The organism is Leucobacter ruminantium, assembly GCF_017565705.1.
Taxonomy (GTDB): Bacteria; Actinomycetota; Actinomycetes; order Actinomycetales; family Microbacteriaceae; genus Leucobacter; species Leucobacter ruminantium.
This window is the reverse complement of the sequence record NZ_JAGDYL010000025.1, coordinates 41,575-63,772: the sequence shown is the minus strand read 5'-3', so window position 1 is coordinate 63,772 and position 22,198 is coordinate 41,575. Positions and strand designations below refer to the sequence as shown.

Sequence of the window (22,198 nt, the reverse complement as noted above, 5' to 3'; positions counted from 1 at the left end):
GCTGGCCGCGCATTTGCGGATGAGCGACGTGCGAAAGATTCATCGGCACGTCGTGAATCCGCAATCGGCGCGGCCAGCGGCTCTGCGCTACCCCGAGACGGACCCCTACTCCGACTTCGCCTTCGCTTCGACGTCCGTCGCCAGCGTGCCGAGGTAGAGCTCGATGACGCGCGGGTCGTTCGCGAGTTCGCGGCCGGGCCCCTCGTAGGCGTTGGTGCCCTGGTCGAGCACGTAGGCGCGGTCGCAGATCTGCAGGCAGCGGCGGGCGTTCTGCTCCACCATGATGATGGTGACGCCCGTGCGGTTGATCTGCCTGGTGCGGATGAAGGTCTCGTCCTGGCGCACGGGGGAGAGGCCGGCGCTGGGCTCGTCGAGCAGCAGCACGCTGGGGTTCATCATGAGTGCGCGGGCCATGGCGACGGACTGCCGTTCGCCTCCCGAGAGGGATCCCGCGAGCTGCTTGCGCCGCTCGGCGAGCATGGGGAAGAGATCCCAGATCTCGGCGATGCGGCTGGTGAACTCCTTGGGCTTCAGGAAGAGTCCCATCTGCAGGTTCTCCTCGATGGAGAGCGAGGGGAACACGTTGTTCGTCTGCGGCACGAAGCCGACGCCCTTGCGCACGAGTTCGCTCGTGCGCAGGGAGGTGACGTCCTCCCCGTTCAAGGTCACGGTGCCCTTGCGGATGTTGACGAGGCCGAAGAGCGACTTGAGCAGCGTCGACTTGCCGGCTCCGTTCGGGCCGATGATACCGACGAGTTCGCCCTTGCGTGCCTCGAGGGAGCAGTCGTTCAGGATGTTGATGCCGGGCAGGTAGCCCGCATCGAGGTGGTCCGCCTTGATGACGGGTGCTTCGGTGCTCATCGGGCTTCCTCCCGGCTCTCGTTCTCGACCTCGGCCGCGATGGCGTTGATGACGCCGGTGCTGAGCACGTCGTCATCGCCGAGGTCGCGGTCGTGGTGGGCGCCGAGGTAGGCGTCGACGACTGCGGCGCTCGTCATGATCTCCTCGGGGAGGCCCTCAGCGATGATCTCGCCCTGCGCCATGACGACGACCCAGTCGGAGATGTGGCGCACCATGTGCATGTCGTGCTCCACGAAGAGTACGGTGGTGCCCTCGTCGCGCAGCTGCTGGATGTGCTCCAGCAGGCTCTGCGTGAGGGCCGGGTTCACACCCGCCATCGGCTCGTCGAGCATGATCATGGCGGGATCCGACATGAGCGCCCTCGCCATCTCGAGCAGCTTCTTCTGCCCGCCGGAAAGGCCGCCGGCCATGTCGTCGCGCTTCGCGTCGAGTTTGAAGCGGGCGAGGATCTCGTTCGCGCGTTCGATGTTCTCCTTCTCGCGCGCCGCCCAGATGGGTTTCACGAGGCCGGCGAAGAGGTTCTCGCCAGGCTGATTGTTCGCGCCCACGAGCATGTTCTCGAGCACGGTCATGCGCGAGAGCGCCTTCGTGAGCTGGAAGGTGCGGATCATGCCTGCTCGCGCCACGCGCGAGGCGTTGGTGCGGGTGAGGGCGCGCCCGTTGAAGTTCCAGCGCGCGCGGTCGTCGCCCGAGGCGAGGATGCCGGGCGCGTTCGACGGTGTGTCGAAGCCGGTGATGAGGTTGAAGAACGTCGTCTTGCCCGCGCCGTTGGGCCCGATGAGAGCGGTGATGGCACCGCGCTGCACCTCGAGGTGGTCCACGTTGACGGCGACGTTGCCGCCGAAGCGGCGCACGACGTTGTCGACGGTGAGGATCGGATCGGGCTTCGACGCTCCGGGAACCTGGTCGAGCGTGGCGAGCTCGGCGCGGAGAGCCGCGCGGTCGTAGGGGTAGGCCGTGGCCGCTGCGGTGTCAGACATTGAACGACAGCTCCTTCTTGTTCCCGAGGATTCCCTGGGGTCTGAATATCACGAGCAGCATGAGCATGACGCCGATGAGCACCCACGAGAGCTGCTCGGTCTGCTGCGAGTTGAGCACGGTCGCCGGAACGAACTCGGAGGCGAAGCTCGTGATGATGAGGCGCAGCACGAAGAACAGGATCGCGCCGAGCAGCGGTCCGAGGATCGTCGCGGCGCCGCCGAGCAGCATGATCATCCAGAGATTGAATGTGGTGGGACGCCCCATGCCGTCCGGGTTGATCGACGCAGGCAGCGCCATGATGATGCCGCCGAAGCCGCCCATCACGCCGCCGATCATCAGCGCCTGCATCTTGTAGGAGAAGGTGTTCTTTCCGAGGCTGCGCATGGCGTCCTCGTCCTCGCGGATGCCCTTGAGCACACGGCCCCAGGGGCTGCGCATGAGCAGCCAGGTGATGAGGATGAAGAGCGCGACGAGCACCCAGGCGACGATGCGGCTCCACCAGTCGTCGACGCCCACGTTGCTGTAGGTCATGCCGAGGAAGGTGGTGCGGCCCTCGGGCAGGAAGGAGAGCGCGTTGAACTCCTCACGGAAGTTCGGGCTCTGGATGCCGCTCGGGCCGCCGGTGATGGGGGTCAGATTCGCGAGCCTCGCGACCATGCGGAGGATCTCCGCCGCGCCGATCGTGACGATCGCGAGGTAGTCGCCGCGCAGTTTCAGCGTGGGGATGCCGAGCACGAGCGCGAAGAGCATCGAGGCCAGGATCGAGATGATCAGCGCGGGCACGAGGCCGAGCCCGCTCATCACCGAGATGACGAAGCCGTAGCCGCCGACGAGCATGAAGCCCGCCTGGCCCATGTTCATGAGGCCGGTGAAGCCGAAGTGGACGTTGAGCCCGATCGCGGCGATGGCGAACGCGGCCGTGACGGGGGAGAGCGCGGTCTGGAGGATGGACTCCAGCAGATTGGTCCAGAACATGATTTCCCCTTAGCCGATCCGCTCTTTACGCCCGAAGATGCCCTGGGGCCTCACGAGCAGCACGACGATCAGGATGAAGAGTGCCGCGGCGTGCTTGAGATCGCCGGGCAGCCAGATGTTCGCCATCTCGACCACGAGGCCGATGATCATGGCGCCGATGAACGCACCGAACGCGGTGCCGATGCCGCCGAGCACGACGGCTGCGAAGAGCAGCAGCAGGAACGACCAGCCGGTGTTCCACGCGACGCCGTTGAGCACGAGTCCGAGGAGGATGCCGGCGAGGCCGGCCAGGCCGGTGCCCACGGTCCAGACGACCCTGATGACGCTGTCCACGTTGATGCCGGAGGCCTCCGCGAGCGCCGGGTTGTCGGCGACCGCTCGGGTGGCGCGGCCGAAGCGCGTGTACTTGAGGGCGAGGCCGACCGCGATCACCGCGAGGAGCGCGATGCCCATCGCGATGTACGACTGCACGGTGAGCGTCACACCGAGGATGGTGACCGTCTCCGGGGTGCGCTTCTCGATGCGCAGAATGCTCGCGCCGAAGAAGAACTGGAAGAGGTTCTGCAGCGCGATCGAGAAGCCGATGGAGACGATCATCATCTGCATCAGGCTGAGCCTGCGCTTGCGCATCGGTTTCCAGATCGTCATGTCCTGCAGGTAGCCGAACGCGGCCATGATGGCGACCGTGATGAGGCCGGCCAGCCAGAGGTTGCCCGTCAGCGACATGAACAGATAGGCCAGCATGCCGCCCATGGACAGCATCTCGCCCTGGGCGAAGTTGCTGACGCCCGTCGTTCCGAACACGAGGGAGAGGCCGAGGGCTGCGAGGGAGAGCAGCAGGCCCATGCGGATGCCGGAGGCGAACTGCTGCCAGAACCGTTGCCAGGAGAAGGCCCCCGACGCGCTCTGCGGTTCGCCGCTCTGCGCGGCCTGCTCGCCCTTGTCGCCCGAGGGGGAGGGGGTCTTATCGCCCCCGGATGCCTCGCCCGAAGGCGTCTGGGCGGCCGAGGGATCGTCGGTGAGCGGGAAGAGCGCGCTCGTGGAGTCGTAGAGAGCCACCTCGAGTTCGCGGCTGTCCGCGTTCTTGAAGAACTGGCCCTCGGGCAGCGTGTCGCCGTCGACGGAGACGGTGTAGCTGCCGGCCTTCTCGATGGCGAAGCCCCAACGGCCGTTCTCGTCGGTCTCGGTCGTCTGCTCGTCGCCCTGGCCCGAGAGCTCGATCGTCACGCCGGGCGCCGGCGTGCCGTCGCTCGACTTGATGATGCCCTGCAGACAGCCGGTGTCGGGGCTCGGCGCGCAGTCGACGGCCTGAGCCGGCGTCGGAAGGAGGAGACTCGCGATCGTCGCGAGCAGTGCGACGAGGATCAGGACCGCCCCGGTGCGTCGTCGCAGGGGCCCTGATCGAGCGGGCAATAGGGTCACGGTGCCTCCGTGAGGTCGTGGGCGGCGCCGTGTTCCTGCGGCGCTGCTGGGCTGGGTAACAGGGATGATGGTAGCGGAGGCGGGGCCTGCGGGCGCGAATTGAGCGCGGAACATCGTCGCATCGTGACCAAAACTCTTCCTCCGGAGGGCGTCGGCGTTGGTGGATTCCGTCGGTGGGGGTCGAGAGGGACCGCCGGCGGCGAGGGATCGAACGGGCCTGGCGTCGGTCCGCGCCGATAGGATCGGAGCATGGCTGAGCGATCCCCGGCGGAGCCGATGCCGCCTGGCGAGCTCGTGTCGGGGCCGCGGGGTCGGCGACTCTGCGTGGAGTTCATGCGCGCGGCCGAGCACATCGACGATGGTGAGGTCGGAGCTCTCGGTACGGCGCTGTTCTGGGCCGGGTATGTGCTCGATCCCGGCAGAGGCGGGTCGCGGGTCCGGCTGTTCGCCACGGACGACGTGTCCGGCTCCACGGAGGCGTCGATCCCTCGGGAGCCGTCGCAGGACGAGGCGATCGAGGCAGCGGTCTCCGCGCTCTCGGACGCGGCTCTGCCCGAGGCCTCTTCTCGTCTGCTGCTGGAGGCACTGACCGCGACGGTCGGCGCCGCACGATACTGGCAGGAGCCGGACGGGGTGGATGCCTTGGCGGCTCTGTCCGAGGCGCGCGGAGCGCTGCTGCGCGTCGCAGAGCACCTCGTCGGTGCCGCAGCAGCGCAGTGGTGGGGAGACCCGGCGATGCTCAGCCCTCAGTTCGCCACGGTCCGGGATGCAGAAACGGGAGGCGCGCCTCCGAGTTCGCGCGATGCCCCGCGGTTGCTCTCGGCGTGGGCCGTCGAGCAGCGCACGCTCGAGGAGCGGGCGACGAGGGATCGGCCTGCCGACCCCTCGGCGAACTGGAGCGGTGAATGGTGGTCGACGCCTCCCCGCGATCTGCTCCGCACCACTCGGGAGATCCCCGGTTTCGGGCCGGTGGGCCTGCATCTCGAGGAGGACTCGCGCGGCTGGGAGCAGGCGATCGTCTCGCCGGTGAGCGCGAAGGATGCCGCCCGTGTGCTCGAGATCGACGGGACCGCTGCCTGGGCCGGGCTCTGCCGCGATTTCCCGCTCGATGTGAGCGCTGAGAAGCGGCACGACTGGTTCCGTACCTCGGGTCGCGCCGGGGACTGGGTGATGCCCGACTGGTCGCGCGTCGCCGAGCACTGGGACGCCGTGCACCTGACGGTGCGCGGCTACCTCGCGGCGGCGGGGACCGCGATCGACTGCGGGGCGGGACGGGCGAGCATGATCGCCGGGTGGGATCCCGATGCGAGCTACTGGCTGAGGGACGCGGCTCGGGCAGCTGATACCGGCGAGACCTGGCATCGCTCGGGCGCCGACACGCACGTCGACGTCGACGCGTGGAGCCGCCGTGCGGATCGCCCCTGAGCCGCAGAGCGTGCGGCGGCGGGCCTGGTGTCGGTCCGCGCCGATAGGATCGGAGCATGGCTGAGCGATCCTGGTCCTTCTCGAAAGCGTTCCGCAACCTCTTCACCGGCCCCGAGCTGATCACGGAGGAGACGTGGGACGAGCTCGAGGCTGCGCTCCTCACGGCCGACTTCGGTCCGGAGGTCGCGGAGTCGATCCTCGATCAGCTGCGCGCCGATGTCGAGCGCCACCGCATCACCGAGGTGAAGGAGTTGCGGCGGATCCTGCGCGACGCGATCGAGGAGCGGCTCGCCGCCTACGATCCGACGCTGCACCTCTCGGAGCGTCCGGCGGTGATCCTCGTCGTGGGCGTGAACGGTGTGGGCAAGACCACCACCATCGGCAAGTTCGCGAAGTACCTCACCGCGTTCGACAAGAAGATCATCGTGGGTGCGGCCGACACCTTCCGCGCGGCTGCGGTCGAGCAGCTCGGCACGTGGGCCGAGCGCGCGGGGGTCGACATCGTGAAGCCGCAGCAGCAGGGGCAGGATCCCGCGTCCGTCGCATTCCAGACGGTGCAGCGCGCCATCGACGAGCAGTACGACATCGCGATCATCGACACCGCGGGCCGGTTGCAGACCAAGGGCGGGCTGATGGACGAGCTCGGCAAGGTACGCCGGGTGATCGAGAAGCTGGCACCCGTGTCGGAGGTGCTGCTCGTGCTCGACGCCACCACGGGTCAGAACGGGCTCGCGCAGGCCGAGGCCTTCATCCAGCACGCGGGAGTCACCGGACTCGTGCTGACGAAGCTCGACGGCTCGGCGAAGGGCGGCTTCGTGCTCTCGGTGCAGCAGAAGACCGGGCTCGCGATCAAGCTCGTCGGCCAGGGCGAGGGGATCGGCGATCTCACCGGCTTCACCCCGCACGTCTTCGCGCAGCAGCTGGTGGGCTGATCCGGGATGGGCGATCCGGGCGCTCAGCCCGCAGCTGCGAGCAGGTGAGGGACCCGCAGCTCTCGCCACCAGCGCAGGTTCACCGTGCCCGCCGAGATGCCGTGTCCGGGATCGAGCTCGGGCACGTGCGCGGTCCCCGTCTCCCCGAGCCGCTCGAGTGAGACGCCGGTGACATCCTCGACGGCGTCGTGCAGGAGGCGGCGCAGCCGCTCGTGCTCGGCGGGAGCGGGAACGGCGGCGAGTCGCCCGCGCAGCACGGCTTCGAGATAGACGTCGCCGCGGTAGGGGCCGAGATCCCCCTGCCGCAGAGACAGGGCGTCGGGCGCGCGGTCGAAGAGCGCGCCCACTGATCCCTCGCCCGCCCGCGGACGCCTGTGCAGCCAGAGCATCGCCTGGAGTCTCGTGAGCATCGAGGCGTCGAACGCGACGAACCGCACCTCCTCCGCAGTGGTGAGGCCCGAAGCCTGGGCCGCGATGACGGTGCGGACCGCGGTCTCGACGGCCTCGCCGAGCGGCCAGCCGTAGATACCGGCGGAGATCACGGGGAAGGCGATGCTGCGGGCGCCCAGCTGTTCGGCGACCTCGAGGGATCGTCGGTAGCACGACGCCAGCAGCGACACGTCGCGCTCGCCTGCCCGGAAGTTCGGTCCCACGGTGTGCACGACCCAGCGCGCGGGCAGTTCGCAGCCCGGTGTCCACCCGGCGTCGCCGGTGGCGAGGCCGTGCGGGAAGCGCTCGATGCACTCCCGCATGAGCGAGCGGCCCGCGGCACGATGGATCGCTCCGTCGACGCCGCCTCCGCCGCGCATGGCGCGACTGGCCGCGTTCACGATCGCGTCGACGCGCTGCTCGGTGATGTCGCCCTGCACGACGGTGAGTGAGGTCATGACTCCAGTATCTCGCCCTGAGCGAAACCGACTGATCGGTGCAAAAGAAGGGAGTAAGACTGGAGGTGAGGCCTGACGGCCGGGCCACCAGCGCTGGCCGCCGGACCGGATCGCGCTCCCGAGATCCGGGAGCGGCGTTCGAGAAAGGCAGAACCATGCAGAACCTCACCGTGCTCGGAACCGGAGTGCTCGGATCCCAGATCATCTTCCAGGCCGCCTACTCCGGCAAGGACGTCGTCGCCTACGACCTGAGCGACGAGATCCTCGCGAAGCTCCCGGCGCGGTGGGAGTATCTGAAGCCGCTCTACCTGCGCGACCTGCCCGATGCGACATCCGAGAAGCTCGACGCCGCCGTCGCCCGCATCCGCACCTCCTCCGATCTCGCCGACGCCGTGAAGGACGCCGACATCATCATCGAGGCGGTTCCCGAGCGCCTCGACATCAAGCAGCAGACCTGGGAGAAGGTCGCGGCGGTCGCACCCGAGCAGACGATCTTCTGCACCAACTCCTCGACGCTCCTGCCGAGCGACATCGCACCGTTCACCGGGCGCCCCGAGAAGTTCCTCGCCCTCCATTTCGCGAACGAGGTGTGGGCGAAGAACACGGGCGAGGTCATGGGTCACCCGGGCACCGACCCCGAGGTCTTCGAGAAGGTCGCGCAGTTCGCCGAGGAGATCGGCATGGTGCCGATCCGCATCCACAAGGAGCAGCCGGGCTACGTGCTGAACTCGCTGCTCGTGCCGTTCCTGAACGCGGCGTCGGCGCTGTTCGTGAAGGGCGTCGCGAGCCCCGAGGACATCGACCGCACCTGGAAGATCGCGACGGGATCCCCGACGGGCCCCTTCGAGATCTACGACGTCGTCGGCATGATGACCCCGTACAACCTCGGCAAGGACAGTGCGGACCCGGTGCAGCGCGAGTTCGCCGAGATCCTGAAGCGGGACTACATCGACAAGGGCTACCTCGGCAAGGGATCCGGGCGGGGCTTCTACACCTACGAGTAGACGGGCGGGCACGGGGCGCTCGTCGGTCGGGAGAGGGATCCACGCGGTCGCGCGGATCCCTCTCCCTGTCAATGAGGGCAGCGATCGGATTACGCCCTAGAATCGAAGCACTATGGCAACTTTCGGAAACCTCTCCGCTCGGCTCACCGACACCTTCAAGAACCTTCGCTCGAAGGGCAAGCTGTCTGCGGCCGACGTCGACGGCACGGTTCGCGAGATCCGCCGTGCCCTGCTCGAGGCCGACGTCGCGCTCGAGGTGGTCAAGGAGTTCACCGCGAAGGTGCGCGAGCGCGCCCTCGGTGACGAGGTCAATCAGGCGCTCAACCCCGCCCAGCAGGTCGTGCAGATCGTCAACGAGGAGCTCGTGGGCATCCTCGGCGGCGAGCAGCGCCGGCTGCAGTTCGCGAAGAACCCGCCGACGGTCATCATGCTCGCCGGCCTGCAGGGCGCGGGTAAGACGACGCTCGCGGGCAAGCTCGCGAAGTGGCTGAAGGGGCAGGGGCACACCCCGCTGCTCGTGGCCTGCGACCTGCAGCGTCCCAACGCCGTCACCCAGCTGGGCGTCGTCGCCGAGCAGGCCGGGGTCGCGATCTACGCCCCTGAGCCGGGCAACGGAGTCGGCGATCCAGTGAAGGTCGCGAAGAACGGCGTCGCGGAGGCGCGCTCGAAGCAGTACGACTTCGTGATCATCGACACCGCGGGCCGCCTCGGCGTCGACCAGGAGCTCATGCAGCAGGCTGCGAACATCCGCAAGGCCGTCGACCCCGACGAGGTGCTCTTCGTCATCGACGCCCTGATCGGCCAGGACGCGGTTGCGACCGCCAAGGCCTTCCAGGAGGGCGTCGACTTCACCGGTGTCGTGCTCACGAAGCTCGACGGCGACCAGCGCGGCGGCGCCGCGCTCTCCGTGCGCGGAACGACGGGCAAGCCGATCCTCTTCGCCTCGACGGGCGAGGGCCTCGGCGACTTCGAGCCGTTCCACCCCGACCGCATGGCGAGCCGCATCCTCGACCTCGGCGACATCCTCACCCTCATCGAGCAGGCTCAGCAGGCCTTCGACGAGGAGGAGGCTCGCAAGGTCGCCGAGAAGATCGCGAAGGACGCGTTCACGCTCGATGACTTCCTCGGCCAGATGCAGCAGCTGCGCAAGGCCGGATCCCTGAAGAAGATGATGGGGATGCTGCCCGGCATGGGCAAGATGAAGGACCAGCTCGAGAACTTCGACGAGCGCGAGATCGTGCGCACCGAGGCGATCATCCAGTCGATGACGCGTGAGGAGCGGGAGAATCCGAAGATCCTCAACGGCTCGCGGCGCCTGCGCATCGCGAAGGGATCCGGTGCGACCGTCACCGACGTCAACCAGCTCGTGCAGCGCTTCGAGCAGGCCGCCAAGATGATGAAGACCGTCGCCCGCGGCGGCGTGCCGCAGATCCCGGGTATGGGGCCGATGCCCGGCATGGGCCACGGCGGCAAGAAGAAGCAGCAGGCCAAGGGCAAGGGGCGCAAACAGTCGGGCAATCCGGCGAAGCGCGCGCAGGAGGCCGCCGGCCTCGCCGCCAAGCAGTCCGCAGCCCCGAGCGGATCGGGCTTCGGCCTCGGCCAGGGCGGGGCCGCCGCGCCTTCCGAGGAGGACATGGCGAAGCTGCAGCAGATGCTCGGCAAGGGCCTGCGCTAGGGTCCGAGCTCCGCTTCCCGTCGGTTCCCGCTGCTGCTAGCCTGCGAGCATGTCCGATTCGCAGCGGGAGAAGTTCGAGCGTTTCCGTGCGATGCACTTCGACGAGCGACCGCTGCTCGTCGGCAACGCCTGGGACGCGGGTACGGCTCGGCTGCTCGCGAGCGCGGGATTCCCTGCGCTCGCGACGACCAGCGCCGGTTACGCGTTCGCCCACGGTCGCCTGGACTCGGCGGGCGCTCTCACCCGCGACGAGGTGATCGCGAACGCCGCTGAGATTGCAGACGCGACGCCGTTGCCGGTGACCGCGGACCTCGAGAACGGGTTCGGGCACTCGCCCGAAGCCTGCGCCGAGACGGTGCGGGCCGCGTGCGAGGCCGGGCTCGTGGGAGGTTCCATCGAGGACGCGACCGGTGACGCGAGGGATCCCGTCTACGACCTCGACGTGGCGACGGATCGGATCGCGGCCTCGGCCGAGGCGATTCGCGGACGGGGCTTCCTGCTGACGGCGCGGGCCGAGAACTACCTCTGCGACCGACCCTCGCTCGACGATACGATCAGGAGGCTGCAGGCCTACTCGGCGGCGGGTGCGGACGTGCTCTACGCCCCGGGGCTTCCCGACCTCGACGCGGTGCGGCAGGTCTGCGCGTCGCTCGACAAGCCCGTGAACGTCGTGCTGGGGATCGGAGCCGTGCGTTTCACCGTCAGCGCGCTCGCCGAGGCGGGTGTCGCCAGGGTGAGCGTCGGCGGATCCCTCGCCAGAGCCGCATACGGCGCCGTGCGTCGTGCGGCGGAGGAGCTGTTGGGCCCGGGCACGGCGGACTACCTGAGCGAGGCGATGCCGGGCTCCGAGATCGCCGCTCTGATGGAGCGGTGATGTCGGAGGTCTCCGGGCCGGCCGGTCGGGACGGAGAGGTCGGTACCGAGACGCGCCCCTCCGGTCCCGGGGCGCGCCTCGCGCTGTTCCGGTCCGAGTGGCCGCATCGAGTGAGCTGGCGAGAGGTGCGGGACGAGGACCCGTCGGCGTTCCGCTCCGCCGCCAGGGGTGCCCTCCTGGTGGTGGCGGCCGTGCCCGTCGTCCTGCTCTGCTCCAGCCTCACGGTGGAGAAGCCGGTGGCGGTCCCGCTGCCCGACTGGCTCGACTGGGGGCGCGGGCTGTTCATGATGGTGCTGCTCTGGTTCGCGATCGGGCTCTGGATCTGGGGCGCCGTGCTGCTCTCCATGCCGGCCGACACGCGGCGCGCGATCGCGTTTCAGCGGTTCGCACGGCAGCGCGGGCTGCAGTACCGGCGGTACGGTATTCTGCCGCGCCGCTGGGGTATCTTCTTCGGCGAGGGGCGGGCGGGTGCACCGCCCCGCATGCCCGCGCGGCTCGCCCACCGGGAGGATCCTGCCCGGGCACCGCTCTACCAATCCCAGTTCGCACTCGCCGAGGAGGGCGCCGATCACGGCGAGCTGATGGATCCGCCGCTGCAGATCGCCGTCGCCACCTACACCGGCGGGAAGAGCGATCCCAAGGGGCCGTTCCCGGCGTTCCGCTACCTGTCGATGAAACTGCCGCGCGCGCTGCCGCACCTCATGATCGACGCGCGCCGCAACGGCAGCCTGCGCGCCGTGCTGCCCGGCTCGCAGCGGCTCTCGCTGGAGGGCGACTTCGACCGCCACTTCACCGCGTACGCACCGGCCGGATACCAGCGCGACGCGCTCGAACTGCTCACCCCCGACGTGATGGTCTGCCTCATCGACCACGGCCGGCGCTGGGACATCGAGGTGATCGAGGATCGGCTCGTCGTGGCCTCGCGCCGCTTCCGCGCGGGCTCGGATCGCTCGGAGGTCACCGCGATGCTGCTCTTCTCGGAACTCGTCGCGCAGGAGCTCGGGCACCAGGCCCGTCACTACACCGACCCGCGGGCCGCCCGGCCGCGCTCGCAGGTGGCCGACGCTGGGAGGCGGCTCCGCCTGCGCTCGGCGGCCTGGGCGACGGCCGCCTTCGTGCTCGCGGTGGGCGCGATGCTCGCCTTCCCCCACGTGCTCGGATGGTTCCTCGACCGGTGAGCATGCCGAGGCGCGGTCGTGCCGGGGCGATGGCCCCACCGTGCACGCGCAGGGCACCCGGCGTACCCTGGGACGCATGGACGGGTTCGCCGCTGTCGACTTCTTCTTCGCGCGCGAGGTGCTCCAGCGGGGGATCGCGGCGCTCTATCTCGTCGCGTTCGTCTCGACGCTGGCCCAGTTCCCGGCGCTGCTCGGGGAGCGCGGGCTGCTGCCGGCTCCGCGGCTACTCGCCTGGGCGGCGGAGTCGCCGTCGCGGGCGAAGCTGCTGCGCCCGACGCTCTTCCGCCGGGTCCGCTACACCGATCGACGCCTGCGGGCGCTCTGCTGGGCGGCCATCGCGGTCGCGGCGCTGCTGGTCGCCGGGGTGCCGCAGCTCGCACCCCCGTGGGTGCCGATGCTGTGCTTCCTCGCCCTCTGGCTGGCGTACATGTCGGTCTCCAGCATCGGGCAGACCTTCTACGGTTTCGGATGGGAGATGCTGCTGCTCGAGGCGGGCTTCCTCGCCGCGTTTCTCGGGTCGAGGGATCAGCCGCCGCCGGTGGCGGTGATCGTGCTGTTCTGGTGGCTCGTGTTCCGCCTCGAGTTCGGCGCCGGGATGATCAAGATCCGCGGCGGTCGCGAGTGGCGCGACCTCACCGCGCTCATGTATCACCACGAGACGCAGCCCATGCCGGGGCCGCTCAGCAGGCAGGCGCATCTGCTGCCGCGGTGGTTCCACCGGCTCGAGGTGCTCGGCAATCACTTCGCCCAGCTGGTGGTGCCCTTCTTCGTCTTCGCGCCGATCATCGGGCTCTGGGTGTCCGGGCCCGTACCTGCGATCGTCGGGGCGGTCGCCGCGGGCGTCGTCGTCGCGACTCAGCTGTGGCTCGTGCTCACTGGCAACTTCGCCTGGCTGAACTGGGCGACGATCGTGCTGGCCTTCTCGGCGGTCTCGGCGCCGTCGCCCGTCGACGCCAGCCCGCCGAGCGGGGGAGGGATCGACGGGCTGCCCTGGTACTGGTTCGCGATCACCTCGGCCGTCGCGCTCCTGTACGTCGCCCTCAGCCTGCCCGCCCTCCGCAACCTGTTCGCGCGCCGCCAGCTGATGAACGCGAGCTTCAACCGCTGGCAGCTCGCGAACGCCTACGGCGCCTTCGGCACGGTCACGAAGGAGCGCACCGAATACGTCGTGGAGGGCACGAGCGAAGAGGATCCGGACGCCGCCGATTGGTGCGAGTACGAGTTCAGGGGCAAGCCCGGCGACGTGCGGCGCGTGCCGCGCCAGTTCGCCCCCTATCACCTGCGGCTCGACTGGCTGATGTGGTTCCTGCCGCTCGGCCGATCCCTCGACGACTGGTTCACGACGTTGCTGGTGCGCCTGCTGGAGGCCGATGCGCCGACGCTGGCGCTGCTGCGGAGGGACCCCTTCGCGGGGGAGCGGCCCCGATGACTGCGCGTGGTGTCGTACCGCTACCGCTTCGCGACGCGCGAGGAGAAGCGGGCCGAGGACGTGGTCTGGGTCAGGGACCGCCGCCGAGTGCTCGTGGGCCCGGTGGGGTTGTGACGACGACCGTGCGGCGAGTGCGTGGCAGGCGAGCGAACCCCGATAGGACCCCCGCTCTCGATAAAACCCCTGGTCCTGACAAAAATTGATTTTCGGGCGTGGATGTGGAAGGATTGACGGGTTCGCGCGATCACGCGCGCCCAGGCTTCCGCACTGGCTTTCGGTGCGGCATTCGTTCAGATTCAAGGAGTCACCCATGGCTGTCAAGATTCGCCTCAAGCGCCTCGGCAAGATCCGCGCGCCCTACTACCGCATCGTCGTCGCCGACTCGCGCACCAAGCGCGACGGCCGCGTCATCGAGGAGATCGGCAAGTACCACCCGACCGAGCACCCCTCCTTCATCGAGGTCGACAGCGACCGCGCGCAGTACTGGCTGAGCGTCGGCGCGCAGCCGACCGAGCAGGTCGCGGCCATCCTCAAGCTGAGCGGCGACTGGGCCAAGTTCAAGGGCGAGGGCGACACCGAGTCGAAGATCCTCGCTCCCGAGCCGAAGGCCGTCTTCGAGGCCGACGCCTCGAAGAAGACCGTGCTGCGCCCGAAGGCCGAGAAGCCCGCCGAGGCTCCGGCCGAAGAGGCCGCCGAGGCCGAGAGCGCCGAGTAACCCTCTTGGCTGATCAGGCTCTGGCAGCAGCGCTCGACCACCTCGTCAGGGGGATCGTCGACCACCCCGGCCGGGTGCGCGTCGAGCTGCGCGAGACCTCGCGAGGCGGGGTGCTCGAGGTGCGCGTGCACCCGAGCGACCTCGGCCGCGTGATCGGTCGCGGCGGGCGTACCGCCCAGTCGCTGCGTACGGTCGTCGCCTCGCTCGCCCGGGGCGAGCGCATCCGAGTGGACGTCGTCGACACCGACGAGATCGATGACGTCGAGGTCGATGACACCGACGGCGCAGAGCCCGAATCCGACGAGCGCCTGGAGGGGGTCGCCTGATGGGCGAGCCCTCAGGGCGTGCGCGTGCTCCCCGTCCCGCTTGCGGGGCGGGGAGTTTGCGCGTCGGTCGCCTCACGAAGCCGCACGGGCTGAAGGGCGGCATCAAGCTCGAGCTCTACACCGACAACCCCGAGCTGCGCTTCGTGCCCGATGCGGTGTTCCACCTGCAGGTCCCCGAGGATTCGCAGTGGTTCGGGCGCACGATCACCATGCGCGAGCTGCGCTGGTTCAACGGCTCGCCCGTGGGCTTCTTCGACGAGGTCCCCGATCGCACCGCCGCCGAGAGCATCGTGCGCGCGATCCTGTGGATCGACGAGGAGGCCGTCGCCGCGGGCGAGGAGGAGGACGCCTGGTACGATCACCAGCTCGTCGGCCTCGACGTCGTTCGCGAGTCCGAGGACGGCGCGGTCGTGAAACTCGGAACGGTCGCCGAGGTGCAGCACTTCCCGGCCCAGGATCTGCTGGCGGTGTCGACCGAAAGCGGCACGGTGCTCGTGCCATTCGTCGAGGCGATCGTGCCCGCGGTCGACCTCGAGGCCGGCGTGGTGCGCGTGACACCGCCGACCGGGCTCTTCGAGGAAGGGCCGGACGAGGGGTCCGGAGACGGCGCCGAGGGCCCCGACGGCATCGACTACACGGACGAAGCCCAGGGCTCCGAGGGCGGCCCGCGCGAATGAGGATCGACGTCGTCACGATCTTCCCGGGCTACTTCGATGCGCTCGAGCTCTCTCTGCTCGGCAAGGCGAAGCAGCGGGGCCTGATCGACGTACGCGTGCACGACCTGCGCGACGCGACCCACGACCGGCACCGCACCGTCGATGACACCCCCGCGGGCGGCGGCGCGGGCATGGTGATGAAGCCCGAGCCGTGGGGCGAGGCTCTCGACGGCATCCTCGATGAGGGCGAGGGATCCGATCCGCTCATCATCTTCCCGTCTCCCGCGGGCGAGGTGTTCACCCAGGGGATGGCTCGCGAGCTGGCGCACGAGGAGCATCTCGTCTTCGGCTGCGGCCGCTACGAGGGCATCGACCAGCGCGTCTTCGACGAGTACGCCGAGCGGGGCCGCGTGCGGCTCGTCAGCATCGGCGACTACGTGCTGAACGGGGGAGAGGTCGCGACGATCGCCATGATCGAGGCGATCGGGCGCCTGCTGCCCGGTGTCGTGGGCAACCCCGAGAGTCTGGTCGAGGAGTCGCACGAGGAGGACGGGCTGCTCGAGTACCCGAGCTACACGAAGCCCTCGGAGTGGCGCGGACGCCCCGTGCCGCCCGTGCTGCTGAGCGGCAACCACGCCGCGGTCGAGGCTTGGAGGCGCGAGCAGCGCATCGAGCGCACCCGCCGCGTGCGCCCCGAACTGCTGCCGCGCGAGCTGCGCGGCGAGTCCCGCGGCCGGCACGCGGCGGACTGACGGGCGCACGGCGCTAGTCTTGATCCATGCGCGATTTTCTCTCCGCGGTCACCGGTAAGACGGTGCGTCAGCTCGCCAAGCTCCGCGGCGGTGGCGGATCCGCACTCCCCGGCCTCGTCGTCGAGAAGCTCGACCCCGGCTTCATGGGCCGGGTGCTCGGGCGTCTGCCCTATGGTGTGGTCGCGGTGAGCGGCACGAACGGCAAGACCACCACGACCAAGATGGTCGTCGAGATGCTCGAGGCCCAGGGGCTTCGGGTATTCACGAACCGCACCGGATCTAACTTCTCGCGCGGCGTCGTGGCCGCCGCGATCCAGGAGTGCTCGCTCACCGGCCGGCTCGACGCCGACATCGCCGTGCTCGAGCTCGACGAGGCCCACGCGATGTACTTCATCGATCGGGTGCAGCCGCGGTTCACCCTGCTGCTCAACGTGCTGCGCGATCAGCTCGATCGCTTCGGCGAGATCGACACGACCGCGAAGCTGCTGCAGCGCATCGCGGATGCGACGACCGACGGCCTCGTCGTGAACCGCGAGGACCGGCTGGTCGCGGCGATCGGCGAGGCGACGAGGGCGCGCGGCGGCGAGGGATCGGGGGCCGCGCGCGGCCCCGAGGTGCGCGAGTTCGGGCTCTCGGACTCGCTGCTGTCGACGTTCCCGAGCGACGATGACTTCCACGCCTCGGCTCCTGCGGGGGAGGCGACGGCGAAGCGTCCGGCCGACGTCGTGCTCGTCGGCCTCGGCGACCACGAGGCCGAGTTCGAGATCGACGGAACCGTGCACCGCACGGGGCTGAAGCTCGAGGGGCTGTACAACACCTTCAACGCCGCAGCGGCGCTCGCGACGGTGCGCATGATCCTGCAGGCGGGGCCGCGCACGGGAACCGCGGCGCGGAGGGAGGGCGACGCCTCGACGCCGGCGATCCTCGCCTCGCTCGCCGAGGTGCGGCCCGCCTTCGGCCGCGGTGAGCAGCTCGAACTCGACGGCCGGCCACTCGAGCTCGTGCTCGTCAAGAACCCCGCCGGATTCAGGCTCGGCCTCGCGTCCTTCGACGCGGCGGGGGTCGCCGCGATGATCGCGATCAACGATCAGTACGCCGACGGCCGCGACATGTCGTGGCTATGGGACGTCGACTTCGGATCCCTCGCCGAGAGCGGCGTCGACACCGTCTCGGGCACCCGGGCCTGGGACATGGCGCTGCGCCTCGAGCACGACGACGTGCCAGTCGGCCACGTCGAGGAGGATCTGCGCCGCGCCCTCGCCGGGTTCCGCGAGCGCACCATGTCCGCGGACGGGGAGGCCCGCCCGCGACGCATCTACTGCACCTATACGGCCATGCTCGAGCTGCGCCGCGCGCTCGCGGAGGTCACGGACGTGGAGGACATCTGGTGAGCGACAACGACACCCGGATCGATCAGGGCGGCGCCGCGCGGGAGCTCGTCATCGTATCGCTGTACCCGCGCGACATGAACATCTACGGCGACCGCGGCAACGTGCTCTCGCTCACGCGTCGCGCCCGCGCACACGGCTTCGCGCCGCGCGTCGTGGAGGTGAACCCCGGCGATCCGCTGCCGGATCGGGTCGATATCGTCATCGGCGGGGGAGGGCAGGACTCCGGTCAGGGGCGAGTGGCGCTCGACCTCGCACTGCGCGCCGATGAGATGCGATCCCTCGCGGATTCGGGCACCCCGATGCTCATGATCTGCGGCCTCTACCAGCTCTTCGGCCACCGCTTCGTAACGCACGACGGGGAGGAGCTGACCGGCATCGGCGTGCTCGACGTCGAGACGCACGGCGGCTCGAAACGCATGATCGGCAACGTCGTGCTCGACACCGAGGACTTCGGCGAGGTCATCGGCTACGAGAACCACAGCGGCAACACGCGCCTCGGCGAGGGATCCCGGCCGTTCGGCCGCGTGGTGCAGGGGGCGGGCAACAACCCGGATGACGGCCTCGAGGGCGCGCGCACCGGCAACGTGATCGGCAGCTACCTGCACGGTTCGCTGCTGCCGAAGAACCCGGCGGTCAGCGATTTCCTGATCGGCGAGGCGGCGCGCAGGCGCTACGGCTCCTTCGAACCGGTCGCGGGCGTCGATGAGACAGTGCTGCGAGCCCGTGAGAGCGCCAAGCGGCGCCCCCGCTGAGGGATCCCTCTTCCGGCACCTGCAAAAAATTTTCAGAACCCGGGAATATGCACGTGCATGTATCGGTTGTGCTCTCCAGGCCCAACAAACCAACGAAAGGCACACACATGAGCATCACCGCTGATCAGATCCCCGGTTACCGCGTCGGCACCTGGACGGTCGACCCCACGCACTCCGAGGTCGGCTTCTCCGTTCGCCACCTCGCCATCAGCAAGGTCAAGGGCAAGTTCGAGCAGTTCGACGCCACCTTCGTCACCGCCGAGAACCCGCTCGACTCGAGTGTCGAGGCCACCGCCGAGGTCGCCTCCATCAACACCAACGAGAAGAACCGCGACGGCCACCTGCGCACCGGCGACTTCTTCGCAGCCGAGGAGTACCCGCAGCTCACCTTCGTCTCGACCGGCGTGCGCGAGGAGAACGGCGAGTTCAAGGTCGACGGCGATCTCACGATGCGCGGTGTGACGAAGCCCGTCACCTTCGACTTCGAGTTCGGCGGCTTCGGCGAGGACGCCTACGGCAACTACAAGGCGGGCTTCACGGCCACCACCGTCGTCAAGCGCGAGGACTTCGGCCTCACCTGGAACGCGCCCCTCGAGAAGGGCGGTCTGCTGCTCGGCTCCGACGTCACGATCACCCTGGACATCCAGGCAGCTCTGCAGTCGGGCGAGTAAGCCCCGCTCGCGCCGCTGGTTGAGCGAGCGAAGCGAGTCGAAACCTGAGACGCATCGGTGATTTCGACTCGGCTTCGCTCGCTCAATCAGCGGATAGAGTTCGCCTCGCTCAATCAGCGGGGAGGGCCGCTCGCGCGGGCACCGGGCGAAGCTCGACCGGCGCCTGTCTATTCCAGTTCGCCGGTGATGCGGCCGCGAACGCGGCGCAGATCTTCCATGAGCGAGCCGATGAGCACCCAGTGCTCCGGGTGCGGGCGAGGGATCGTGTAGGGGGCTGTGAGCGCGGGTGGTTCCGTCGGGATCTCCCGCTCCCCGCCATCGTGCACGAGCAGCTCGAGATCGTGGGCGGCGCGCCTGATCTCCTCGACCATGCCCACGACCTGCGGATCGGTCACGAGGTCGGGCTCGTAGAGGTCGTAGACGGCGCGCGACATGCCGCCGATCTGGGTGATGATCGGCTGCAGCCGATCGAAGAGCGCGTCGTCGGCCGCGAGCCCGCGGCGGTGGCGCCGGCTGCGCGGGTTCAGCCGCAGGCTGTCGCGGGCCTGGCGCAGCAGGGCATGCACGCGCGTGCGCTGCACCTGCAGCGTGCGCGCGTCCTCGTGCATCTGCTCGAGCCAGTCGTCGTCTCGCGGGCGGTCGAGCGCGTCGGCGATGCGGCGCAGCGCCGCGGCCGCGTTCTCGGTCAGCGACACGAGGGCCTCGTGCACCGGCACCGTGCGCACGGGCGCCGCGACGAGCGCATTGATGCCGACGCCGATGAGCGCGCCGATGAGGGTCTCGACGAGGCGTTCGATGCCGTAGTCGAGGCTGAGGCCCCCGAGCGCGATCATGAGCAGTGCGCTCACCACGATCTGGTTCGCAGCGCTCGGCGTCATCCTGAGCGCCCAGCCGAGTGCGAGACCGGCGACGAGCGCGGCGATGAAGAGCCAGGAGTGCTGGCCGAGGAACGTGCCGGTGGCGAGCGCGACGGAGACGCCGAGCAGCACGCCGATGACGCGCTCCATCCCCTTGCTCAGAGATTGGTCGACGTTGTCCTGCACCACGAGCAGGGCGGCGATCGCGCCGAAGATCGGAAGCTGCTCGGGGAAGATCAGCAGGCAGGTGAACCACGCCAGGATCATCGCCGCGAGCGTCTTGGCCACCTGGATCAACGGCACCCGCTTCTCCGCGGTGACCCGCGAGGTCAGCGAGTGCGGTGCACGGCGCAACCGCGAGAGGCGCGAACCGTCGGCGGTCACGGCGAGTCCCTCACAGCAGGCCCAGCTTGCGGAGCTCTTCCCGCAGAGTTGCGCCATCGGGGCCGTAGACCCACGGTACGCCGCTCGTCGTGCGGTGCAGGCGGGCCTTGGAGCGGCCGCCCGCGAGCACGGCCTCGCCGACGGAGAGCTGTCTGATGGCGACGGCGGCGACGCGGTCGGGGTGGGCGGTGGCGAACTCGTGGTAGAGCGCCTCGTCGTGCTGGCCGTCGTCGCCGAAGAGCACCCAGCGGATGCGGGGGAACTCCTCGGCGAGTCGCTTCAGCTCGCGGCGCTTGTGCTCTTGGCCGCTGCGGAACCAGCGGTCGTGCGTGGGACCCCAATCGGTCAGCAGCAGCGGGCCCATGGGGTAGAGGTTGCGCGCGAGGAAGCGGCTGAGCGCGGGCGCCGCGTTCCAGGCTCCCGTGGAGAGGTAGATCACGGGTGAGCCGGGGTGCTCGGAGACGAGGTGGTCGAGCATCACGGCCATGCCGGGCGTCGCTGCGCGCGCGTGCTCGTCGAGCACGAAGCTGTTCCAGGCGGCGACGAAGGGCTTCGGGAGTGCGGTGATGAGGATCGTGTCGTCGACGTCGGAGATGATGCCGAGTTCGGCGTCGGGTTCGGCGATCGAGACGGGAGCCTCGGTGGCCTCGCCGTCGCCGGCCTGGAGTGCGACCGTGTGCCAGCCCGGGGTGAGCGCGGCAGGCACGAGCGCGTCGATCACGCCGCCGCGGTCGGCGATGACCTCTCCGACCGGTTCGCCGTCGACGAGCACGCGCACCGGCTGGTGGGGCACGTAGACGCTCGTGAAGGTGCGCCACCCGCGCACGCGGGAGACCGCGGCGACGTCGGGACGCAGCCGGGTGTGCTCACGCGTGGAGGGCTTGAGATAGAGCACTCGGCCGAGCACCCGGAACCGCTCGGTCGTGCCGTAGCCGATGTAGGGGATGACGACCGGGGTCTTGCCCCGAGCGACCGCCCGCTTCGCCCTGCGGGAGTGCATCCAGTCCTCGAGCCGCGCCGCGATCCGTGGACGGGAGTCGAACTGGTCAGCTGAGGTCACTCAGCCAGTCTAGGGCTTCGCGCCCGGCGCCGACTCGGATCCGTCGCCCTCGAGCCGCATGTGGGCCTGCTCGCGCTTCAGGAAGGCGCGCTTGACCAACCAGAGCGCGAGCACGGCGAGCACGGCTGCGCCGACGAAGACGTAGCCCGCGCCCTTCACTCGGCCCGCGAGCTGTTCGTAGCCGGTCGCCGCTCCGGCCCCGATGCCGACGACGAGCACCGCCCACACGACGCTGGCCGACGCTGTCCAGGCGAGGAAACGGCCGTAGCGCATACCCGCCATGCCCGCCGTGAGCGGGATGAGGGAGTGGAGCACTGGGAGGAAGCGGGAGAGGAACACGGCGAATCCGCCGCGCTCGCCCAGGTAGTGCTCGGCGACGCGCCAGTTGCGCTCTCCGAGCCGGCGGCCGGCGCGGCTCGCCCGCAGCCGCGGGCCCGCCCATCTGCCGAGTGCGAAGCCGATGCTCTCGCCCGAGACGGCTCCGAGAACGAGGGCCACGACGAGCCAGGCGAACTGCGCGGGGCCCACCACGCCGACCGAGGCGACGAGGGCGATCGTGTCGCCGGGCACGACCAGGCCGACGAAGACGGAGGTCTCGAGCAGCATGCCGAAGCCCGCGATCAGCGTGCGGAGCACGGGGTCGAGATCCCTGATCGCGTCGATGAGATTCTGGAGCAGCTCGGTCACGCCCCGAGTGTAGACGAGGGGGCTGCGGATCCCTGTCCTCGGTATCGGGAGGAGGTCGCCGCTGCCCCGGGGGTCCGTTTGTCTCGGCCTCGAGAGATCGCTCTTTCGGCGTCGAGAGAAACTTGTCTCGACGTCGAGATGAATGTCTCTCGACGTCGAGAGGAACTTGCAGGAAACTCACAGAAAAGGTAAAATCGAAGCAGCCGATCGCCGATCGGCGACTCGGGCGGAGGCTCGGCCCCCGCCCCGGATCTCACTACGGGAGTGCGGTTCCCGAGTGGTTCCGCGCTGCCTGTCGTCCTGG

21 protein-coding genes and 1 pseudogene are annotated in these 22,198 nt (G+C 69.4%); 14 read left to right on the top strand and 8 right to left on the bottom strand.

Annotated elements, in window-relative coordinates:
• Positions 1–105: 105 nt before the first annotated feature.
• From J4H91_RS12870 to J4H91_RS12855, 4 genes are read right to left on the bottom strand one after another with little or no spacing between them, the layout of a single operon-like run.
• Entirely contained in the window at positions 106–861 is a 756-nt protein-coding gene (locus J4H91_RS12870; RefSeq protein ID WP_208046658.1) for an ABC transporter ATP-binding protein, read from the bottom strand.
• Complete coding sequence (locus J4H91_RS12865) at positions 858–1,841, bottom strand: ABC transporter ATP-binding protein (RefSeq protein WP_208046657.1); 984 nt, start codon at positions 1,839–1,841, stop codon at positions 858–860. The genes J4H91_RS12870 and J4H91_RS12865 overlap by 4 nt, the downstream gene beginning before the upstream one ends.
• Positions 1,834–2,820 carry an ABC transporter permease subunit gene (locus J4H91_RS12860; protein ID WP_208046665.1) on the bottom strand — a complete coding sequence of 329 codons (987 nt, stop codon included), beginning with the start codon at positions 2,818–2,820 and terminating at the stop codon, positions 1,834–1,836. The genes J4H91_RS12865 and J4H91_RS12860 overlap by 8 nt, the downstream gene beginning before the upstream one ends.
• Positions 2,821–2,826: 6 nt before the next feature.
• Positions 2,827–4,239 (bottom strand): branched-chain amino acid ABC transporter permease, encoded by a 1,413-nt coding sequence (locus J4H91_RS12855; protein WP_341783547.1) that lies wholly within the window; start codon positions 4,237–4,239, stop codon positions 2,827–2,829.
• Between the two features lie 249 nt (positions 4,240–4,488).
• Here J4H91_RS12855 and J4H91_RS12850 point away from each other — a divergent pair, with 249 nt between their 5' ends.
• Entirely contained in the window at positions 4,489–5,664 is a 1,176-nt protein-coding gene (locus tag J4H91_RS12850; protein WP_208046655.1) for a hypothetical protein, read from the top strand.
• A gap of 56 nt (positions 5,665–5,720) precedes the next feature.
• A complete protein-coding gene (gene ftsY, locus J4H91_RS12845) occupies positions 5,721–6,596 on the top strand; it encodes a signal recognition particle-docking protein FtsY (RefSeq protein WP_208046654.1) in 876 nt (291 codons plus the stop codon).
• Between the two features lie 23 nt (positions 6,597–6,619).
• On the opposite strand, the gene J4H91_RS12840 is transcribed toward ftsY, so the two are convergent.
• On the bottom strand, positions 6,620–7,483 hold the full coding sequence (locus J4H91_RS12840) for an O-acetyl-ADP-ribose deacetylase (protein ID WP_208046653.1): 864 nt from the start codon (positions 7,481–7,483) through the stop codon (positions 6,620–6,622).
• A 155-nt stretch (positions 7,484–7,638) separates the two neighbouring features.
• Between J4H91_RS12840 and J4H91_RS12835 the strand changes: the two genes are divergently transcribed.
• The 12 genes and pseudogenes from J4H91_RS12835 (at position 7,639) to J4H91_RS12780 (ending at position 18,906) form a co-directional block, all read left to right on the top strand.
• Entirely contained in the window at positions 7,639–8,487 is an 849-nt protein-coding gene (locus J4H91_RS12835; RefSeq protein ID WP_208046652.1) for a 3-hydroxyacyl-CoA dehydrogenase, read from the top strand.
• A 112-nt stretch (positions 8,488–8,599) separates the two neighbouring features.
• The gene (gene ffh / locus J4H91_RS12830; protein WP_208046651.1) at positions 8,600–10,162 is read left to right on the top strand and encodes a signal recognition particle protein; all 1,563 of its coding nucleotides are present in this window, start codon (positions 8,600–8,602) and stop codon (positions 10,160–10,162) included.
• A 49-nt stretch (positions 10,163–10,211) separates the two neighbouring features.
• On the top strand, positions 10,212–11,036 hold the full coding sequence (locus J4H91_RS12825) for an isocitrate lyase/PEP mutase family protein (protein WP_208046650.1): 825 nt from the start codon (positions 10,212–10,214) through the stop codon (positions 11,034–11,036).
• Positions 11,036–12,214, top strand: a complete 1,179-nt coding sequence (locus tag J4H91_RS12820) for a hypothetical protein (RefSeq protein ID WP_208046649.1) — start codon at positions 11,036–11,038, stop codon at positions 12,212–12,214. Before J4H91_RS12825 ends, J4H91_RS12820 begins: the two co-directional genes overlap by 1 nt.
• A gap of 76 nt (positions 12,215–12,290) precedes the next feature.
• Positions 12,291–13,757: pseudogene (locus tag J4H91_RS12815) on the top strand (lipase maturation factor family protein).
• 196 nt (positions 13,758–13,953) lie between these two features.
• A complete protein-coding gene (gene rpsP, locus J4H91_RS12810; protein ID WP_208046647.1) occupies positions 13,954–14,358 on the top strand; it encodes a 30S ribosomal protein S16 in 405 nt (134 codons plus the stop codon).
• A gap of 5 nt (positions 14,359–14,363) precedes the next feature.
• A complete protein-coding gene (locus J4H91_RS12805; RefSeq protein ID WP_208046646.1) occupies positions 14,364–14,684 on the top strand; it encodes an RNA-binding protein in 321 nt (106 codons plus the stop codon).
• Complete coding sequence (gene rimM / locus J4H91_RS12800; protein ID WP_208046645.1) at positions 14,684–15,361, top strand: ribosome maturation factor RimM; 678 nt, start codon at positions 14,684–14,686, stop codon at positions 15,359–15,361. The genes J4H91_RS12805 and rimM overlap by 1 nt, the downstream gene beginning before the upstream one ends.
• On the top strand, positions 15,358–16,092 hold the full coding sequence (gene trmD / locus J4H91_RS12795) for a tRNA (guanosine(37)-N1)-methyltransferase TrmD (RefSeq protein ID WP_208046644.1): 735 nt from the start codon (positions 15,358–15,360) through the stop codon (positions 16,090–16,092). Before rimM ends, trmD begins: the two co-directional genes overlap by 4 nt.
• Before the next feature lie 26 nt (positions 16,093–16,118).
• Positions 16,119–17,483 (top strand): Mur ligase family protein, encoded by a 1,365-nt coding sequence (locus J4H91_RS12790; RefSeq protein ID WP_208046643.1) that lies wholly within the window; start codon positions 16,119–16,121, stop codon positions 17,481–17,483.
• Complete coding sequence (locus J4H91_RS12785; RefSeq protein WP_341783546.1) at positions 17,480–18,235, top strand: type 1 glutamine amidotransferase; 756 nt, start codon at positions 17,480–17,482, stop codon at positions 18,233–18,235. Before J4H91_RS12790 ends, J4H91_RS12785 begins: the two co-directional genes overlap by 4 nt.
• 107 nt (positions 18,236–18,342) lie before the next feature.
• Positions 18,343–18,906 (top strand): YceI family protein, encoded by a 564-nt coding sequence (locus J4H91_RS12780; protein ID WP_208046642.1) that lies wholly within the window; start codon positions 18,343–18,345, stop codon positions 18,904–18,906.
• Between the two features lie 167 nt (positions 18,907–19,073).
• On the opposite strand, the gene J4H91_RS12775 is transcribed toward J4H91_RS12780, so the two are convergent.
• From J4H91_RS12775 to J4H91_RS12765, 3 genes are read right to left on the bottom strand one after another with little or no spacing between them, the layout of a single operon-like run.
• Positions 19,074–20,147, bottom strand: coding sequence for an FUSC family protein (locus J4H91_RS12775; RefSeq protein WP_341783545.1), 1,074 nt, complete (start codon positions 20,145–20,147; stop codon positions 19,074–19,076).
• A 10-nt stretch (positions 20,148–20,157) separates the two neighbouring features.
• A complete protein-coding gene (locus tag J4H91_RS12770) occupies positions 20,158–21,207 on the bottom strand; it encodes an App1 family protein (RefSeq protein WP_341783544.1) in 1,050 nt (349 codons plus the stop codon).
• A 9-nt stretch (positions 21,208–21,216) separates the two neighbouring features.
• Positions 21,217–21,894, bottom strand: a complete 678-nt coding sequence (locus J4H91_RS12765; RefSeq protein ID WP_341783543.1) for a DedA family protein — start codon at positions 21,892–21,894, stop codon at positions 21,217–21,219.
• Positions 21,895–22,198: the final 304 nt, after the last annotated feature.

What these genes read in the sequence shown, in the direction of transcription:
- trmD (WP_208046644.1), top strand. Translation starts at nt 15,358, where the DNA reads ATGAGGATCGACGTCGTCACGATCTTCCCGGGCTACTTCGATGCGCTC.
- J4H91_RS12790 (WP_208046643.1), top strand. Translation starts at nt 16,119, where the DNA reads ATGCGCGATTTTCTCTCCGCGGTCACCGGTAAGACGGTGCGTCAGCTC.
- J4H91_RS12825 (WP_208046650.1), top strand. Translation starts at nt 10,212, where the DNA reads ATGTCCGATTCGCAGCGGGAGAAGTTCGAGCGTTTCCGTGCGATGCAC.
- J4H91_RS12820 (WP_208046649.1), top strand. Translation starts at nt 11,036, where the DNA reads ATGTCGGAGGTCTCCGGGCCGGCCGGTCGGGACGGAGAGGTCGGTACC.
- J4H91_RS12870 (WP_208046658.1), bottom strand. Translation starts at nt 861, where the DNA reads ATGAGCACCGAAGCACCCGTCATCAAGGCGGACCACCTCGATGCGGGC.
- J4H91_RS12780 (WP_208046642.1), top strand. Translation starts at nt 18,343, where the DNA reads ATGAGCATCACCGCTGATCAGATCCCCGGTTACCGCGTCGGCACCTGG.
- ffh (WP_208046651.1), top strand. Translation starts at nt 8,600, where the DNA reads ATGGCAACTTTCGGAAACCTCTCCGCTCGGCTCACCGACACCTTCAAG.
- J4H91_RS12850 (WP_208046655.1), top strand. Translation starts at nt 4,489, where the DNA reads ATGGCTGAGCGATCCCCGGCGGAGCCGATGCCGCCTGGCGAGCTCGTG.
- J4H91_RS12865 (WP_208046657.1), bottom strand. Translation starts at nt 1,841, where the DNA reads ATGTCTGACACCGCAGCGGCCACGGCCTACCCCTACGACCGCGCGGCT.
- rpsP (WP_208046647.1), top strand. Translation starts at nt 13,954, where the DNA reads ATGGCTGTCAAGATTCGCCTCAAGCGCCTCGGCAAGATCCGCGCGCCC.
- rimM (WP_208046645.1), top strand. Translation starts at nt 14,684, where the DNA reads ATGGGCGAGCCCTCAGGGCGTGCGCGTGCTCCCCGTCCCGCTTGCGGG.
- J4H91_RS12835 (WP_208046652.1), top strand. Translation starts at nt 7,639, where the DNA reads ATGCAGAACCTCACCGTGCTCGGAACCGGAGTGCTCGGATCCCAGATC.
- J4H91_RS12840 (WP_208046653.1), bottom strand. Translation starts at nt 7,483, where the DNA reads ATGACCTCACTCACCGTCGTGCAGGGCGACATCACCGAGCAGCGCGTC.
- ftsY (WP_208046654.1), top strand. Translation starts at nt 5,721, where the DNA reads ATGGCTGAGCGATCCTGGTCCTTCTCGAAAGCGTTCCGCAACCTCTTC.